At 64.9% G+C, this 15775-nt stretch carries 14 protein-coding genes and 1 pseudogene; 8 read left to right on the forward strand and 7 right to left on the reverse strand.

What is annotated here, in order from left to right:
* Positions 1 to 553: pseudogene (locus C5708_RS15410) on the reverse strand (transposase); the annotation flags it as partial.
* A 37-nt stretch (positions 554 to 590) separates the two neighbouring features.
* Between C5708_RS15410 and C5708_RS15415 the strand changes: the two are divergent.
* Positions 591 to 1795, forward strand: a protein-coding gene (locus C5708_RS15415) for an IS3 family transposase (RefSeq protein ID WP_242922547.1) whose coding sequence is annotated in 2 segments (ribosomal slippage) — positions 591 to 873 and positions 873 to 1795 — 1206 coding nt in all. Because the reading frame shifts where the segments join, the coding sequence is not laid out codon by codon here.
* Positions 1796 to 2025: 230 nt separating this feature from the next.
* Here the strand turns inward: C5708_RS15415 and C5708_RS15420 are convergent.
* The 5 genes from C5708_RS15420 to C5708_RS15440 all read right to left on the reverse strand — a co-directional run bounded on the left by C5708_RS15420 (position 2026) and on the right by C5708_RS15440 (position 8235).
* The gene (locus C5708_RS15420; RefSeq protein WP_242922513.1) at positions 2026 to 2502 is read right to left on the reverse strand and encodes a DUF883 family protein; all 477 of its coding nucleotides are present in this window, start codon (positions 2500 to 2502) and stop codon (positions 2026 to 2028) included.
* Positions 2503 to 2557: 55 nt separating this feature from the next.
* Positions 2558 to 3163 (reverse strand): hypothetical protein, encoded by a 606-nt coding sequence (locus C5708_RS15425; protein ID WP_242922515.1) that lies wholly within the window; start codon positions 3161 to 3163, stop codon positions 2558 to 2560.
* A 110-nt stretch (positions 3164 to 3273) separates the two neighbouring features.
* On the reverse strand, positions 3274 to 6561 hold the full coding sequence (locus C5708_RS15430) for an efflux RND transporter permease subunit (protein ID WP_242922517.1): 3288 nt from the start codon (positions 6559 to 6561) through the stop codon (positions 3274 to 3276).
* The gene (locus tag C5708_RS15435) at positions 6558 to 7619 is read right to left on the reverse strand and encodes an efflux RND transporter periplasmic adaptor subunit (RefSeq protein ID WP_242922519.1); all 1062 of its coding nucleotides are present in this window, start codon (positions 7617 to 7619) and stop codon (positions 6558 to 6560) included. Before C5708_RS15435 ends, C5708_RS15430 begins: the two co-directional genes overlap by 4 nt.
* 22 nt (positions 7620 to 7641) lie before the next feature.
* On the reverse strand, positions 7642 to 8235 hold the full coding sequence (locus C5708_RS15440; protein ID WP_242922521.1) for a TetR/AcrR family transcriptional regulator: 594 nt from the start codon (positions 8233 to 8235) through the stop codon (positions 7642 to 7644).
* A 183-nt stretch (positions 8236 to 8418) separates the two neighbouring features.
* On the opposite strand from C5708_RS15440, the gene C5708_RS15445 reads away from it, so the two are divergent.
* The 3 genes from C5708_RS15445 (at position 8419) to C5708_RS15455 (ending at position 10812) form a co-directional block, all read left to right on the forward strand.
* Entirely contained in the window at positions 8419 to 9861 is a 1443-nt protein-coding gene (locus C5708_RS15445) for an efflux transporter outer membrane subunit (protein ID WP_242922523.1), read from the forward strand.
* Positions 9862 to 10167: 306 nt separating this feature from the next.
* Positions 10168 to 10545: a hypothetical protein gene (locus C5708_RS15450; RefSeq protein WP_242922525.1), complete on the forward strand. Its 378-nt coding sequence runs from the start codon at positions 10168 to 10170 to the stop codon at positions 10543 to 10545.
* A 39-nt stretch (positions 10546 to 10584) separates the two neighbouring features.
* The gene (locus tag C5708_RS15455) at positions 10585 to 10812 is read left to right on the forward strand and encodes a hypothetical protein (protein WP_242922527.1); all 228 of its coding nucleotides are present in this window, start codon (positions 10585 to 10587) and stop codon (positions 10810 to 10812) included.
* 255 nt (positions 10813 to 11067) lie between these two features.
* Here C5708_RS15455 and C5708_RS15460 read toward each other — a convergent pair whose 3' ends face one another.
* Positions 11068 to 12018: a LysR substrate-binding domain-containing protein gene (locus C5708_RS15460; protein ID WP_242922529.1), complete on the reverse strand. Its 951-nt coding sequence runs from the start codon at positions 12016 to 12018 to the stop codon at positions 11068 to 11070.
* Between the two features lie 94 nt (positions 12019 to 12112).
* On the opposite strand from C5708_RS15460, the gene C5708_RS15465 reads away from it, so the two are divergent.
* The 4 genes from C5708_RS15465 to istB all read left to right on the forward strand — a co-directional run bounded on the left by C5708_RS15465 (position 12113) and on the right by istB (position 15653).
* Positions 12113 to 12526, forward strand: a complete 414-nt coding sequence (locus C5708_RS15465) for a VOC family protein (protein ID WP_242922531.1) — start codon at positions 12113 to 12115, stop codon at positions 12524 to 12526.
* Positions 12527 to 12542: 16 nt separating this feature from the next.
* A complete protein-coding gene (locus tag C5708_RS15470; protein WP_242922532.1) occupies positions 12543 to 13346 on the forward strand; it encodes a nitrilase-related carbon-nitrogen hydrolase in 804 nt (267 codons plus the stop codon).
* Between the two features lie 77 nt (positions 13347 to 13423).
* Complete coding sequence (gene istA / locus C5708_RS15475) at positions 13424 to 14938, forward strand: IS21 family transposase (RefSeq protein ID WP_242922534.1); 1515 nt, start codon at positions 13424 to 13426, stop codon at positions 14936 to 14938.
* Positions 14925 to 15653, forward strand: coding sequence for an IS21-like element helper ATPase IstB (gene istB, locus C5708_RS15480; protein ID WP_242922535.1), 729 nt, complete (start codon positions 14925 to 14927; stop codon positions 15651 to 15653). Before istA ends, istB begins: the two co-directional genes overlap by 14 nt.
* Positions 15654 to 15775: the final 122 nt, after the last annotated feature.

The raw sequence follows: 15775 nt of genomic DNA on the forward strand, positions 1-15775 counted from the left end.
TTTTGCAAGCCGTTTGACAGCCTTTCCTCGCGATAGAGCCGCTGGACCCGCTTCTTGTTGACCGCATGGCCCTCGCGCCTCAGCAGCACGTGCAGCCGGCGATAGCCGAACCGGCGACGCTCCTGGGCCAGGACCTTGAGCCGCTCGCGCAGGACATCGTCGTCAGGCCGCGTGGCCTGGTAGCGCACGCTCATGCGATCCGCGCCCAGAACCCGGCACGCCCGCCGCTCGCTCATCTCGTAGGCCTGGCGCAGGTACGCCGCGGCCTCCCGACGCGCGGCGGGCGTCACCACTTTTTTCCCAGCAGGTCTTTCAGCGCCACATTGTCGAGCATGGCGTCGGCCAGCATCCGCTTGAGCTTGGCGTTCTCGTCCTCCAGCGCCTTCAGACGCCGCGCCTCCGACACGTCCAGCCCGCCGTACTTGGCCTTCCACTTGTAGAAGGTCGGCGAACTGAGCCCGTGTTTCCTGCACAGCTCCGCCACCGGCACGCCCGCCTCCTGCTCGCGCAGGATCCCGATAATCTGTTCTTCCGTGAACCGTGATCGCTTCATTCGTCCGTCCCTTTCCTGGGGCGGACTCTAATTATTTCTGGAGGAGTTTCAGGGGGTCACGTCAAAACGGAAGCGGTACTCGGCTGATTTCAAGGCCAAGGTGGCGCTGGAGGCGCTGGAGGCGCTGAAGGGTGAGCTGACCCTGTCGCAGTTGGCGACGAAACACGGCGTCCACCAGACGATGATCGCGGCCTGGCGCAAACAGGCGGTCGAGGGGCTGGCCGGGGTGTTCTCCGGCAAGGCCGAGGCCACCGAAGGCGCCCGTGAAGGCGAGATCGACAAGCTACACGCCAAGATCGGCCAGCTGGTGGTGGAGCGGGATTTTTTGTCCAAAGCCTTCGGTCGCTGAGCATGGACCGGAGGCGACAGATGATCGAGGCCGACCATCCCCGGCTGTCGATCCAGCGGCAGTGCGCGCTGGTGTCAATCAGCCGATCGGCGTTTTACTACCAGCCGGCGGGGGAGACCCCGCTGAACCTGGAGCTGATGCGGCTGATCGACGAGACGTTCCTGGAGACCCCCTGGTACGGCTCGCGCCAGATGGCCCGGCATCTTCGCCGGCGGGGCTATGGCGTGGGCCGGATGCGGGTGCGGCGGCTGATGGCCAAGATGGGTCTGGCGCCGATCTATCAGAAGCCGCGCACCACGATCCCGCACCCCGAGCACCGGGCTTACAAGTACCTGCTGCGCGGCCTCACCATCGACCGCCCCAACCAGGTCTGGTGCTCGGACATCACGTATATCCCGATGCGGCGGGGCTTCCTGTATCTGGTGGCTGTGATGGACTGGGCGACCCGCAAGGTGCTGTCCTGGCGGCTGTCCAACAGCATGGACGCTGAGTTTTGCATCCATGCCCTGGAGGAGGCCCTGGCCCGCTATGGGCCGCCGGAGATCTTCAACACCGACCAGGGCAGCCAGTTTACCAGCCCCCGCTTCGTCGACGTGCTGAAGGACGCCGGCGTGCGGGTCTCCATGGATGGCCGCGGCCGGTGGATGGACAATGTCTTCATCGAGCGGCTCTGGCGCAGCCTCAAATACGAATGCGTCTACATCCACGCCTTCGAGACCGGATCGGAGCTGCGGGCGGGGCTGACCCGGTGGATCGGCTACTACAACACCAACCGGCCTCACTCGGCCCTTGCCGGGGCCACCCCCGACGAGGTCTATGGACAAATCCAGGAGCCGCCCTATCCGGGGCTCGCCCCGGATAGGGCTAAACCCGAGCGCAAACTGGCGGCGTAAAATGAACCCGAACCGACCTTAGCCAGGCCGCCAAACTGTCCGAACAACCGGCGCCACCTCACTTCACCGGAGGGGTACCAAACTTGGTGTCCCGAACCCGCATCGAATACCATTCGAGGATCGCCTTCGGACGAGGCGAGCGCCGCATATTCAACAATGATCGCGCGAATGCGGTCACTTGGGTCAAAGACGCTGCGGAGTGATCCCGATCGGGCCGGGGCATGAAGCAACTAATTGATAAGATCTTTGGCCTCCCTGGCCATTTTCCCCACCGCATCCAGTGCTTTGACAGCCGTCTCTCTGGCTGCCGCCGCCGCTTTCCGAGCCGCATCTCTCGCGGCTTCAGCAGCGTGCTTCGCGGCGTCCTTGCCAAACTCGGCCGCCTTTTGGACTGCTTCCTCGGCCTTCTGGGCTGCCTCCCCGGCAGCTTCAGAAGCTTTGTTGGCGGCTTCCGAGGTCGCCAACGCAGACGCAACCACGGCTGCGCGGAAGGTTTCGGCGGTCGCGTCCATAAGCGTCGTTTCCGCCTCGGCAAGTCGATCCTGGGCCGCCTTCAGGTTTGCCTGAAGGCGCGCGCGCAAGTCCGTGACCTTCTCTTCCGCTTGATCGGCGGTGGCATGCAAAAGCGCCTCGGCATCGGCGACGATAAGCTTCACATCAGCCATCAGTTTATCTTGGATCGTAGTGGGGCGGTTGGATTCGGACATGGGAAACCTCTCGATCAGCGATTTGAGGAAAAGTATAGATTTCTACGGGGCCTCTTCACCCAGCCTTGGCCGATTCCTCTTTGGCAGCTTCCTCGGCCTTTCGAGCCGCCTCCCTAGCGGCTAGGGCCGCCTTATCGGCGGCTTCGACGGCCTTTCGGGCGGCCTCCCTTGCCGCAGCCACAGTCTGGGCCGAGGCGTCCAGCCGGGCCTCAGCCGCTGTCTTGGCCGCGTCCGCCGTCCGGGCGGAAGCTTCTTCAGCCGCCTTCGCCGCAGTCCCTGCCGCCTCGGATGCGGCTTGCGCGGCGACTCGTGACTCCGCGCCCGCCTGGCGGTGGGCTTCTTTCGACTGACGGGCGGCAAGCGCGGCGGCGGTCTGCGCGTCCTGGGCCGCCTGCACCGCCGCAGCCCATGCTTCCGAGGAAGCTACGCTGACCGCCTTGCGCGTCCTTTCAGCATTGCGAGTCGCTGTCTCGACCGCCGCCTGCGTCGCCGTTCGCGCCTTCTCGGTGGTCGCCTTGGCGCTCAAGGCTGCCTTGTCGAATTCACTACGCGCACCTTCCGCAGCTTGTTTGGCGGCCTCCTCAGGCTTCTTGGCCTGACAGCCCGCGCTTGCGAAGACGCCGATCATCGCAGATACGGTCAGCAGCTTCTTGAGCATCATGGTCCTGCGTCTCCGGTGAATTCAGGGCTTTTTGCGTATCGGGTTTCGTCGTCACGGTCTTTGCGCCAAATCAAAAATAGCTGAGCGGGGGGAAGTCTTTCCCGCACAGTTCATTCACTGAGCGCAGCGCCTTTTGGGCGGCGCACTGCGTTCAGCTGGTAGAGGATGGGCACAACGAACACGGTCAGGGCCGTGGACACGAGCGTCCCGAAGATCAGCGAAATGGCGAGACCGCCGAAGACGGGATCGCTCACCATGATCGCCGACCCAAGGACGATGGCGAGGGTCGTCAGGATGATCGGGCGCAGCCGGACGGCGCCAGCCATGCGGACCGCCTCGTCCAACGTCATGCCCTGCTTCAAATTCTCCTGGATGAAATCGACAATCAGCAGCGAGTTTCGAATCACCACCCCCGACAGGGCGATGATCCCGATGATGGACGTGGCCGAGAAGTCGACCCCAAGAAGCCAGTGGCCCGGAAAGATTCCGATGATCCCGAGCGGAACGGAGGACATGACGATCATCGGAATCAGGAATGACCGATAATAGGCCACCAACAACAGATAGACCGCAGTCAGGGCGACGCCCAGGGCGACGATCATGTCGCGATAGATATCGAGGGTCATGCGCATCTCGCCATCCCACAGCAATTGATAGCCGTCGATGGTGTCGGGCGCCCGGGGGTTGAAACTCAGGTTGCCGGTCGTAAGCGGCTGCCCGTCGGGCCCGTTGATGCCGGAAAGGCGCCGGTTCAGATCGAGAACGGCATAGAGCGGTACGCTTTGCGACAACTCGCCCCCGACAAAGGCGACGCGTTCGTTATCCTTGCGCTGGATCGGCCGATCGGCGGTCGAAGATGAGACTTTCACCAGCTCGGACAAGGCCACGGGCTGACCCGACGTGTTGTTCACGAACAGGCCGTCCAGTTTTGTCGGATCGACGGCGTGTCGACGCGGGACATAGGCGCGAATATCGACCGGGTTGCGCTCGTCGGCCGGGTGCGCCCGCCCGACCAGGTCACCGCCATAGACGAGCCGCAGCAACTCGGCGATCTGCGCCACAGAAACGCCCGAGAGGGCGGCCTTTTCCCTGTCGGGCACCAGCACCTGCTCGACCACGTCGACAGGTTCGGTGTTCGAGATGTCCACCATGTCGAACGTCCTGGCGAACTCCGTCTCGACCTTGGTCGACAGGCGCCTCAGTCCCTCGGACTCTGGTCCGTATATCTCGGCCAGCACCGTCGCGCGCACCGGCGGCCCTGGAGGATCCTCGACCAGACGGACGCGCGCACCAGGGTAGCTGGCCCGGATCTCGTCCACCTTCGGCCGCATCGCCCGCACGATCTCTATGGAGCTCAGGCGCCGTGCATGCTTGTCGACGAGATTGACCCGGATCTCGGCGACATCGCCGCCCCGCCGGTCGGCGGTGCCCTGCAGCAGACCGTTGAAATCGACGACCCCCGATTGTCCGATCCAGCTTTGATAGTTGGTGACGTTCGGATTGGTGGAGAGCAAGCGGCCGATTTCACGGACCATTCGGTCGGTTTCCTCGACGGGGGTGGTTTCCGCCATGCTGATGACGATGTTGAAGGTGTTCTTGTTGTCCTTCGGCATGAAGCCGAGCGCGACACCGAGCGGCGAGACTGCGCCGCTGACGCCGGAAGGACGGATGAACTGCCAGGCGCCCTGGAGTGACGAAACGAGGATCAAGGCGAAGATGGCCAGGGCCAGCCCCCGACGGGCCCGTCGGTTGAATTGGAGCGGACCGATCAGGCGCAGATAGAGGCGCTGCATCCAATCGCGATGACCATGGCCGTGGCCATCGTCGGGCTCGCCACCATCAGCTGCGGGATGACGGCGGAGCCAGCGATTGGCCGCCCATGGCGTCACGATATAGGCCACGACGATCGAACCGGCCATGGCGATGGGGACGTTGTAGGCGACGGGATAGAAATAGTCCCCCGCCATGCCTGTCACGAGAAAGAGCGACCCGAACACCAGCATCACCGCCAAGGTGGCTAGATTGGTCGCGTTGCCAATCTCGTTGGTGGCCAGGATCGTCGCCTGTTGCTTGGTCAAGGATGAGGCGGAGTTATAGTGCCGGTGAATGTTCTCGATGACGACGATGGCCGCGTCGACCAGCAGGCCAAGGGCAAGGATGAGGGCAAAGAGCGTCACCCGGTTGATGGTGACGCCGCCGAAATAGTCCGCGGCGAGCGTGATCGAGAAGATCAGCGGCACGGTCAGCGTCACGATCAGCGCTTCACGCCAGCCCAGGAACAGCACCATGATCAGGCTCACCGTGAACAACGCGATGGCCAGATGCTCGATCAGAACATTGACGGCGGCGTCGGCCTTCTTCCCGTCATCGCGGGTCACGACGACATGGATACCCTTCGGCACAAAGGATTGCTGCATCCGATCTATTCGATCGACGACGCTCCTGGAGACGAGAACCGCATTGGCGCCCTTCTTCTTGGCGACGGCGATGGTCACCGCCGGCATTTCCCCCGTGCCCGCATGTCGGGCGCGCGTGTCGGCGGAACCGAAGGCGAACCGGCTCAGCGCCGTGATTTCGATGGGAGGGCCGTCGGTGACGATGGCGACGTCGCGCACATAGACCGGTCGGCTGGCGTGGACCCCGACGACCAGATCGCGCACGTCATCGACAGACGCGAACGCGCCGCGCAGCTGGACCGTCTCGACCTTGCCGTTGCGCAGTGGCCCGGATAGCGGTGTGGACAGGTTGTTGGCGGTGATGGCCGCATAGGCCTGCGGCAGCGCGATGGAGAAGGCGACAAGCCGTTCAGGATCGAAAGCGACGCCGATCTCCCGGTCACGGCCTCCGCGAACGCTGACGACGGAAACATCGGGCAGGCTTCGCAGACGCTCGGCCATGCGATCGGCGACGCGCTTGAGCCCATAGTCGTCATAGGCGTTGGACGCGAGCGTGACGGTGACAACTGGAACGTCGTCGGCATCCACCGCCCGGATCGTCGGAATCCCGGCGCCCGCCGGTAGGCGTTCGCGGTTCGCCATCACTCGATTGTAGAGTTTGACGAGGGAATCCTCCGGGGATTCCCCGACCTTGAATTGCACCTGCACCGCGCCCAGCGAATTGCGCGCGACGCCGTATGTATGGTCCACGCCGGACATCTCGCTGAGAATGCCTTCGAGAGGACCGACAATCAGCTGATCCACCTCTTGCGCCGAAGCACCCGGCAGCGCGACGGTGACAACCGCGCCAGGGACGACGATTTGCGGGTTCTCTTCGCGCGGTGTCAGCGCAACGGCGAAGACGCCAGCCATCAGGACGCCGACGATGAAGACGATCGTCAACTTGGATGTGATGAAGCTGCTGGCCAGCCGCCCCGCCAGATTCAGCCGAGGAACACTCATCGCGTTCGCGGCCCTTGAACCAATCTCGCGCCGTCACGCACAGAAGCATCGGCGCGAGCCAGGATCGTCTCGCCGCCCACCAGGCCCGAGGCGATCTCGACGTATCCGTCCGCCTCCTTGCCCGTCCGCAACCACCGGAAGGCGACGCGGCCGTCCTTCCCAACCACGAAAACACCGATCAGTCCCCCGCGCTCGACGATGGCGCTGGCCGGGACCCGGGGCGATTGCCTTCGGCCGGTCACGAGCCGGGCGCGGCCGAACATGCCCGGCATGAGACCGGGGTCCGGCGGCAGTGCGATATCCACCTCATAGCGCCGCGTTGTGGTATCGCCCGACGGTACGATGCCACGCACGACGCCGCTCAGGGTGCGGTCGCCGAGGCCGTCGAGGCGCACCTCGATCGGCGCATCGACGGCAATGCGCCGGACATCGGCTTCCGGCACAAACATCTTGAACAGCAGGCGGCGACGCGCCTCCACGGTGACGAGCGTGCGCCCGGGCGTCGCCAACTCTCCGGCTTGTCCGGACTGGGCGACAATAACCCCGTCGATCGGGCTGGCGATCGTGACATAAGACCGCTGGGCCTCGGCGGCGCCAAGCGCGGCCTGCGCCCTGGCGACCGTCGAGCGCGCGACGTCACGCCGCAAGCTGGCGCCACGGAACACATCTCTCGATATCGCACCCGTCTGCGCCAGCGGTTCCTGAGCGACGACATCCTCTTCGGCGTGGGCAAGGTCGGCCTGGGCGGCTGAAAGACCGGCGCGCGCTTGTCGTATCGCTTCATCGATCTCTCTGGCGTCGATCCGCGCCAGCACCTGGCCTCGCCGGACGGATTGGCCTTCATGAACGGCGATCAGGAGCACATAACCGGTGACGCGCGAGGAAATATCGACCCTGTCGTCCGATGTGACGGCGCCGGGAATGGCGTCGAAATCGGGCAGATCGGCGCGCTGGACCACTGTGGTCGGCAGACGCACCGCCGACGGTTCCCGATCGACTGTTTTCCCGTGTTCTCCGCAACCGGCCAGCATCGTCAGCGCCAGGCCAAGCGCCGGCAAGGTCCGCCTCTTCGCATGATCCCTAAAGGGCATCGGATTGGTCCTTGAGCGCGCGCTGCAGGGTGGAAAGAACATGTGCGGCGATGATTTTCGGATCGGCGTGATCAGCGTGGCCGCTGGACAGATATGGAAGAATGCGCGCCATCTGGACGTGCCCGATGATGAGGGCGATGACGGACGCCGTCGTCAGGGCTGAGTTCTTGTCAGGCGAATAGGCTGAGACGATCCCGTCAATCAGCGAGAACGGCTTGTCGAAGACCGCTCTCGAGAGGCGCGCGACTCTTTCCATATCGCCGTCGATCAACTCGCGCAGCATCAGTTGCGTAAATATCAGATCATTAAACAAGAGCGTCACGAACCACTCGACAAAAACCTGCAACTTATACTCCGGAGAAGAAGTCGTTTTGAACAAATCATCCAGAGGTGACATTCTTGTAACCAGGACATGCGCGAGCGTATCCTCGACCAGCTGCGCCTTGTCTCGAAAATGGTAGTATAGGTTAGCCTGTGTCATCGAGACTTCGGCGGCGACATCACGCATGGAGACGGCGGAATAACCGTCCGCCGCATAGAGCCGAGCGGCGGCATCGAGAATTGCGGTACGCGTGTCGGTCAATCCGACATCCCCTTGTTGAACGGCCGTTAAGTCGATAACTATCTGCCCGTCACAGCGTTGTCTAGGCCGCAGATTCGGTGTCGTCAGATTGGCTGGCGGTCCCGAGCCGAACCGAAGCCGGGATGTGACGCCGTTCAGCGGACCTCGCGCGCAAGTGTGCGGTCGCCAAGCAAAGAGATGCCCATGCGCACCTATTGGCTCTTCGCCCTGCTTCCTGTGCTGTCCGCCTGCACGGTCGGTCCCGACTATGTCGGCCCACCGGACAAGGGGATTTCATCCCGCTTCGTGCGCATGGGGGACACCGCCGTCATCGCAACGCCTCTCGTTGCCCGGTGGTGGGAGACGCTGGATGACCCTATCCTTGACGGAATTGAAGAGCGGGCGCTGCGTGCAAATCCGAACATGGCGGCTTCCCAGGCCCGCTTGCGTCAAGCGCGCGCCATGCTGCGCATCGAGCGAGCCAACGCGGCGCCGAACGTCGTCGCCGGTGCGCTGGCTGGCCATGGCCGCGTTCCAGAGAGCGGCTCCGGCGCTGCCGGCGCCATGATCCCGGCTCTGGTCGGAACCGAGGAGAGTTCCTTTGATCTATATACCGCCGCCTTCGACGCCAGCTGGGAGATCGACCTGTTCGGCGGGAGGCGGCGCAGCAGCGAAGCCGCGACAGCGACCGCGCAAGCCGCTGAGGCCACTTTGGCTGACGCGCAGGTGAGCCTGACCGCCGAGGTCGCCCATGCCTATATCGGCCTTCGAGCCACACAGACGCGGATCGCGTTGGCGCGACGGTCGGTGGAACTCCAGCAGCAGATGCTCGACCTCACGCGCCAGCAGTTCGAAAGGGGCGTCGCTTCCGCGCTCGATGTCGAACGGCTCAGCATGCAGTTCGAGACCGCCAATGCCAGGATGGCGCCACTCGTGGCCCAGGCCGAGGGCTATATGAACGCCCTCGCCTTGCTCTGCGGAGAGCAGCCGGGCGCCCTTGATGCAATGCTCGATCCGCCCCGCCCGGCGCCGCTGCCGCCCGCCGCCTTTGCCATCGGCGATCCGGAAGCCATGCTCAGGCGGAGGCCCGACGTGCGCGCCGCTGAGCGCCGGCTCGCCGCCGATACCGCTCGGATAGGGGGCGCGGAAGCCGCCAGGTTTCCGCGACTCAGTTGGATGGGCGTCATCGGGATCGGCGGTACGCAACCTTCCGACTTGACGCATCTCGATGATTTCGTCGCGTTGGGCGCTCCGACATTGCAGTGGAGCATACTCAGTTTTGGTCGCGTGCAAGGGCAGATCAGGCAGCGCGAGTCGGCGCGTGACGAAGCCGAAGCCCTGTATGACGCGGCGGTCCTCGGGGCATTACGAGACGCGGAAGACGCCTTGGCGCGGTTCCGAGCCGGTCGTGCAACCGTCGCGATTCTCGCGCGGGCGAAGGCGTCCGCCGATCGGTCAGCCAATTTGACGCAGCAGAACTACCGAGCCGGCAGGGCATCGCTCATCGATGCGCTCGGCGCAGAGCGACATCGGATCGATGCTGAGGACGGTCTCTCCGCGGCCACGGCCGGTTTGACGGCAGACTATGTCGCGCTTCAGAAGGCGCTGGGCCTCGGATGGCTCGACGGGGGAGTATCTGCCGGCTGAACACAGGGCTCGATGCAAGTCGCGGCGAGGATCGCTATCACCTCCGTCGCCATTGGTAACCTTGGGCATAATCTTTCGGCACGTCGATCATGTTGGGCGCTCATAGCTCACGAGCGCCGGTTCGATCAATATGCTCGGGAAGGCGCCGGCGGGCGACGGTCGTGGCCCGGCTCGTCGACCTCGAATGGCGTTTCAACGACGCGGCCGTCGACATGTTCGACAACATGGTGGGCTCGCTGACTCGCCAGGGGTCGTCGCAGCGCCGAGCGGAAATATCAGGCCAGCAGTCGCGAGGTCGCTCAGCTCATGCGGCTGTTCAGCGGCGTCATCGAGGCCGTCGATCAGGCGCTGGCGGCTGGCGGCGACGCCATCGACCGGTTCGAAGCCCAGGTGGGCTGGGCTAAGCTCCTCGAGGCCAAACCGAAAGTCGCTGCACTGGCCACCTTCGCAGCCGAGGATCTTCTGGTCAGCGCGGCGGATCGCTACGGGGTGCTCCTACGATTTGCGTCGACGTTCTTTGAGCATGAGCGATTCAAAGCCGGGACCGCCGCCGCGCCGCCGCTGAAATCGCTGGCCATCCTGCGGGACCTCAATAGGACAGGCCGGTGCGAAATCCCCGCCGATGCGCCCCTCCCGTTCGCTTCAAAGCGCTGGAAGCAGCTGGTGAAGCCTGGGCGCGGCTAGATTTCCAGGCGCCTTTAGGAGACTGCGGCACTCGCGACCTTGCACGACCGCCTCAAATCCGGCGATGCCTGGGTCAAGGGCTCGCGGGCCTACAGGCGGTTCGGTGACTATCTGCTTCCCAAGGACGAGGTCGCCGCCGAAGCCAAAGATCTGCCGGTGAACGTCGAGCTCAGCGGCTATTTGGCGGAACGGGCAAGCTTGCTTGATCAACGGCTGGTCGGCTTCGCGCGGCTCCTGCGCCGGCCGCGGATTAAGCGCGGGCATTAAAGACGATAATCGCACATCAGGCACTTTTTATATAAATAAGGTGCTTGACCCGAGCGCGTGAGGGTCTCAATCGTGGGGTAGCCCGGCATTCGCGGGCGTTCGGCATCAGGAAGGGGTCACGCCATAGAACGGGCAGGAAAACACGCTAAGCGGACAAACCATGAACGTTGCGCCTGCCGCGTTGGCGTCGAATGTATTATAGTGGTCAACTGACCGACCGGCGGGTGTTCGATAGGCCGAAACAAAATCAGCCGGTCATCCGTGCAAAATGACCTCAGCGCGGGCCGCCTGCTCGCCGAGCCAGTCCACGAAGGCCGCAACCACGGGTCTCGTGAGGGCGCTGGGGCTCGCCACGGCGGCGTAGACGGCTCCGGTTGCCCAGGCTGGCGCCGGCGCGACGAGACGCCCGGATGCGAGATCCGCCGCGACGAAAAGATCCGGCAGGAGGGCCAGGCCCGCCCCCGCTCGCGCCGCCTCCAGTAACATGAAAAAATGCTCGAGTTCGAGCCTCATGGGCGGGACGTCGCCGGGAATCTCAACCCCTGTCGCCTGCGCATAGGCGCGCCAGGCGTCGGCGCGGGTCGTGTGCGCTAGCCGCGGCGATCGCCAGATATTCGCCGGCTGGTCCAATCCATAGGCCTCGGCGAAGGCGGGCGAGCAGACCGGCGTCATCGTTTCCTTGGCCAGACGGCGCACGGACAACGATCGCCAGCCGCCGCGCCCCCAGGTCAGGACCACGTCGACCGTAGATGGATCCCAGTTGACCGGATCCTTGTGGGCGTCCGCAAAATCCGCGTCGATTATGACCATCGACACGGCGACAGCTGGGTGGGCTGCCAGGAAGCTCGGTATTCTGGGTGCGAGCCACAGCCCTCCGATGGATGGCAAAGCGCCGACGCGGATTGAACCGGCGATGGAACCGCTAAGATCCGCCCGCATGCGCTCGATCAGGTGCATGGCCTCGCCGGCGGCTTCGGCGAGGCGTAACCCATCACCCGTTATCGCGATGGCGCGACCGCGGCGGGAGAACAGCGCGACGCCTAATCCGCGTTCCAGCGTAGTGATGCGACGCGACAGCGCACTCTGCGTCACGCCCAATTCTCGCGCCGCTCGGGTGAGGCTTCCGAGCCTGGCCGCCGCCTCGAAAGCCGGGAGAGCGGAGAGCACCTGAGCATCGCTCAGGTTCTGCAATGGATCGCTTTTCATGAGTTTTGGTCATGTATGACTGAATAGACACGAGCTATATCATGCGCTTTGACCAGCCTAAAGCTTACCGCGCAAATCCAAATCGAGTGAGTTCATGCGCCCATTCCATCTCGCGTTCACCGTCCATAACCTGGCTGTTGCGCGCGCCTTCTATGGGGAGCTGCTGGGTTGCCCCGAGGGGCGCAGCGCCGAGACCTGGGTCGATTTCGATCTCTATAGCCACCAGATCGTGGCTCATCTGGACCCGGACAAGACTTTGGCGGAGGTCCACAACCCTGTTGATGGTCACGACGTGCCGGTCCCCCACTTCGGCGTGGTGCTGGAGATGGGGCCGTGGGAGGCGCTGGCCGAGCGTCTGACGGCGGCCAGCGTCCACTTTCTCATCGAGCCCCACGTGCGATTCAAAGGCCAACCGGGCGAACAGGCGACGCTGTTCTTCCTGGACCCATCCGGCAATGCGCTGGAGTTCAAGGCATTCGGCAGCGATGCCGCCTTGTTCGCGACCTAGGCCCTGGCGGAAAGGCATGACTATGGAAATCCTCCGAACCAAAGCGTCCGAATCCGGGAGAGACCAAGACGTCCTCGTCATCGGCGTCGCCCAGATTGCGCCGGTGTGGTTCAAGCGGACCCGGACCCTTGAAAAAGCATGCGCCGCTGCGGAGCTGGCGGCGGCGCAGGGATGCCGTCTTGTCGTCTTCGGCGAAGCCCTGGCCCCCGGCTATCCGTTCTGGATCGAGCGAACGGACGGCGCCCGTTTCGACAACCCAAAGCAGAAGGCGATATTCGCCGAGTATCTCGATCAGGGCGTGGTGATCGAGCGCGGCGATCTCGAACCGCTCCAGGCGGTCGCCCGGCAGCATGGCTTGTCGATCTATATCGGCGTGATGGAGCGCGCGCCCGACCGGGGCGGCCACAGCCTTTATTGCAGCCTCGTCTATATCGACGCCGAAGGCCGCATCGGCTCGGTTCACCGCAAACTGCAGCCGACCTACGAAGAGCGTATGGCATGGGCTCAGGGCGACGGCCATGGCTTGCGCGTGCACGATCTTGCGCCTTTTCGCGTGGGCGGCCTGAACTGTTTCGAAAACTGGATGCCGCTCTCGAGGGCCGCCCTTTATGCGCAGGGCGAAGACCTGCACATCGCCGCGTGGCCAGGCGGCCTACACAACACCCAGGACCTGACCCGCTTCATCGCCCGCGAAGCCCGCGGATTTGTCGTGTCGGTGTCAGGCCTGATGCGTCCCCAGGACTTTCCCGCCGACACCCCGGCGCTGGCGGAGATACTGGCTGTGCAGCGGCGTGGAAGAAGGACCCCCTTAGCGGGGTGATCGGCGCCTAAAAGGGACCCCTCATTCCGATGGCTTAGGCACGGCCGCTTGGGTTCAGCCAGGCGGTCAAGTTCGGGATGTTGGTGGTGGAGACTGTGGTTCGGATTCGCCGTGAGTACGCGGCGGGCAAGCCGATCAAGGCGATCTGTCGGGACCTGCGGTTATCGCGCAAGGTGGTGCGCAAGGCGATCCGGGCCGAGGAAGGGGCGTTCAGCTATCAGCGCACGACGCAGCCGTTTCCGAAGATCGGGCCGGTGCGTGAGCGGCTGGAGCAGCTGCTGGTCGAGAACGAGGCGCGGCCCCGGCGGGACCGGCTGAAGCTCACCCGGGTCTGGGACCTGCTGGTCCGGGAGGGCTACGACGGCTCCTACGACTCGGTGCGGCGCTATGCGGCGCGCTGGCGCGAGGAGACCAAGGCGGCGCCGGGCGATGGCGGCACGGCGTTCGTGCCGTTGCTGTTTGCGCCGGGCGAGGCGTTCCAGTTCGACTTCAGCCACGAGGACGTGGAGATCGCCGGCCAGCCGCTGCGGGTGAAGGTGGCCCATGTCCGGATGTGCGCGTCGCGGGCGATCTATCTGCGGGCCTATCCGCGCGAGACCCAGGAGATGGTGTTCGACGCCCACCAGCGGGCCTTCGTGTTCTTCGGCGGCGTGCCTGTCCGGGGCATCTACGACAACATGAAGACCGCGGTGGATGCGGTGTTCGTCGGCAAGGCGCGCACCTTCAACCGTCGCTTCCTGCTGATGGCCGACCACTACATGTTCGAGCCGACCGCCTGCACGCCAGCCTCGGGCTGGGAGAAGGGTCAGGTCGAGAACCAGGTGAAGATCAGCCGCGACCGCTTCTTCAAGCCACGCTTGAGGTTCACCAGCTTGGAAGAGCTGAACGGCTGGCTGGAAGCCGAGTGCCGCCGCTGGGCGCGCCTGCATCCGCATCCGGAGCAGGACGGGATCACCCTGGCCCAGGCCCTGGAGGCCGAGCGGCCGGCGCTGCAGCCGATCCTGGCCCCGTTCGACGGCTTCCACGAGGCCCAGCACGCCGTCAGCGGGACCTGCCTGATCACCTTCGACCGCAACCGCTACTCGGTGATGGCCAAGGCCGCCAAGTGTACGGCCCAGGTGCGCGCCTACGCCGATCGGATCGTCGTGCGCTGCGCCGGCGAGGTGGTGGCCGAGCACGCCCGCTGCTTCGGCCGGGGCCGGACGATCTATGACCCCTGGCACTACCTGCCGGTCCTGGCCCGCAAGCCCGGCGCCCTGCGCAACGGCGCGCCGTTCCTGGACTGGTCGCTGCCGCCGGCCCTGACCCGGCTGAGGAAGAAGCTGGGCCGCGGCGACGAGGCCGACCGGCGGTTCGTCCGCGTGCTGGCCGCGGTGCTGGACGATGGCCTGGACGCGGTCGACGACGCCGTCCGCGAAGCCCTCGACGCCGGGGCCGCCAGCGACGAGGTCATCCTCAACATCCTGGCCCGCCGGCGCGAGCCGCCAGCGCCCCAGCCGATCACCACCTCCGAGGCCCTGGCCCTGCGCCATCCGCCCATCGCCGACTGCGCCCGTTACGATCAGCTGCGAGGCTCCCATGCAGCGGCATGAGATGATCGAGGCCTTCGCCCAGCTGGGCCTGAAGGGCATGGCCGGGGCCTTCGACGAGACGGTCACCACGGGCCTGCAACGCAACCGCACGGCCATGGAGATCCTGGCCGATCTGCTCAAGGCTGAGACCGCCCATCGCCAGGCCGCCTCGATCCGCTATCGCCTGACTGCCGCCAGGCTGCCGGTGATGAAGGATCTGGCCGCCTTCAGCTTCGAGGGCGCGCCGATCAACGAAGGCCTGGTCCGCTCACTGCACGCCGGCGCCTTCCTGGCCAACCATCGCAACATCGTCCTGGTCGGCGGAACCGGCACCGGCAAGACCCACCTGGCCATCGCCATCACCGGCAACGTCGTGCGCGCTGGCGCCCGTGGCCGCTACTTCAACACGGTCGATCTGGTCAACCAGCTGGAGGACGAGGCCCGCCGCGGCAAGGCCGGGACCCTGGCCGCCCAGCTCTCCCGGCTCGACCTCGTGGTGCTCGACGAGCTGGGCTACCTGCCGCTGGCTCAGTCCGGCGGCCAGCGGCTGTTCCATCTGGTCAGCAAGCTCTACGAGAAGACCTCGGTGATCATCACCACCAACCTGGCCTTCGGCGAGTGGCCGACCGTCTTCGGCGACGCCAAGATGACCACGGCGCTGCTCGACCGGCTGACCCATCACTGCGACATCGTCGAGACCGGCAACGACAGCTGGCGGCTCAGGAACCGCAACTGATCCAGCGCCGCCCGCCAAGTTATCCACAATCCGTTCAACCTCCCCCCAGACCCCCCTCCGGGCGCAGCTGAACCGCCCGTGGCTCACCCCGCGGCGACGCGCTGCGCTCGCTGATGGCTACG

It is taken from the genome of Caulobacter sp. CCUG 60055 (genome assembly GCF_022750545.1).
Classification (GTDB): Bacteria; Pseudomonadota; Alphaproteobacteria; order Caulobacterales; family Caulobacteraceae; genus PUIC01.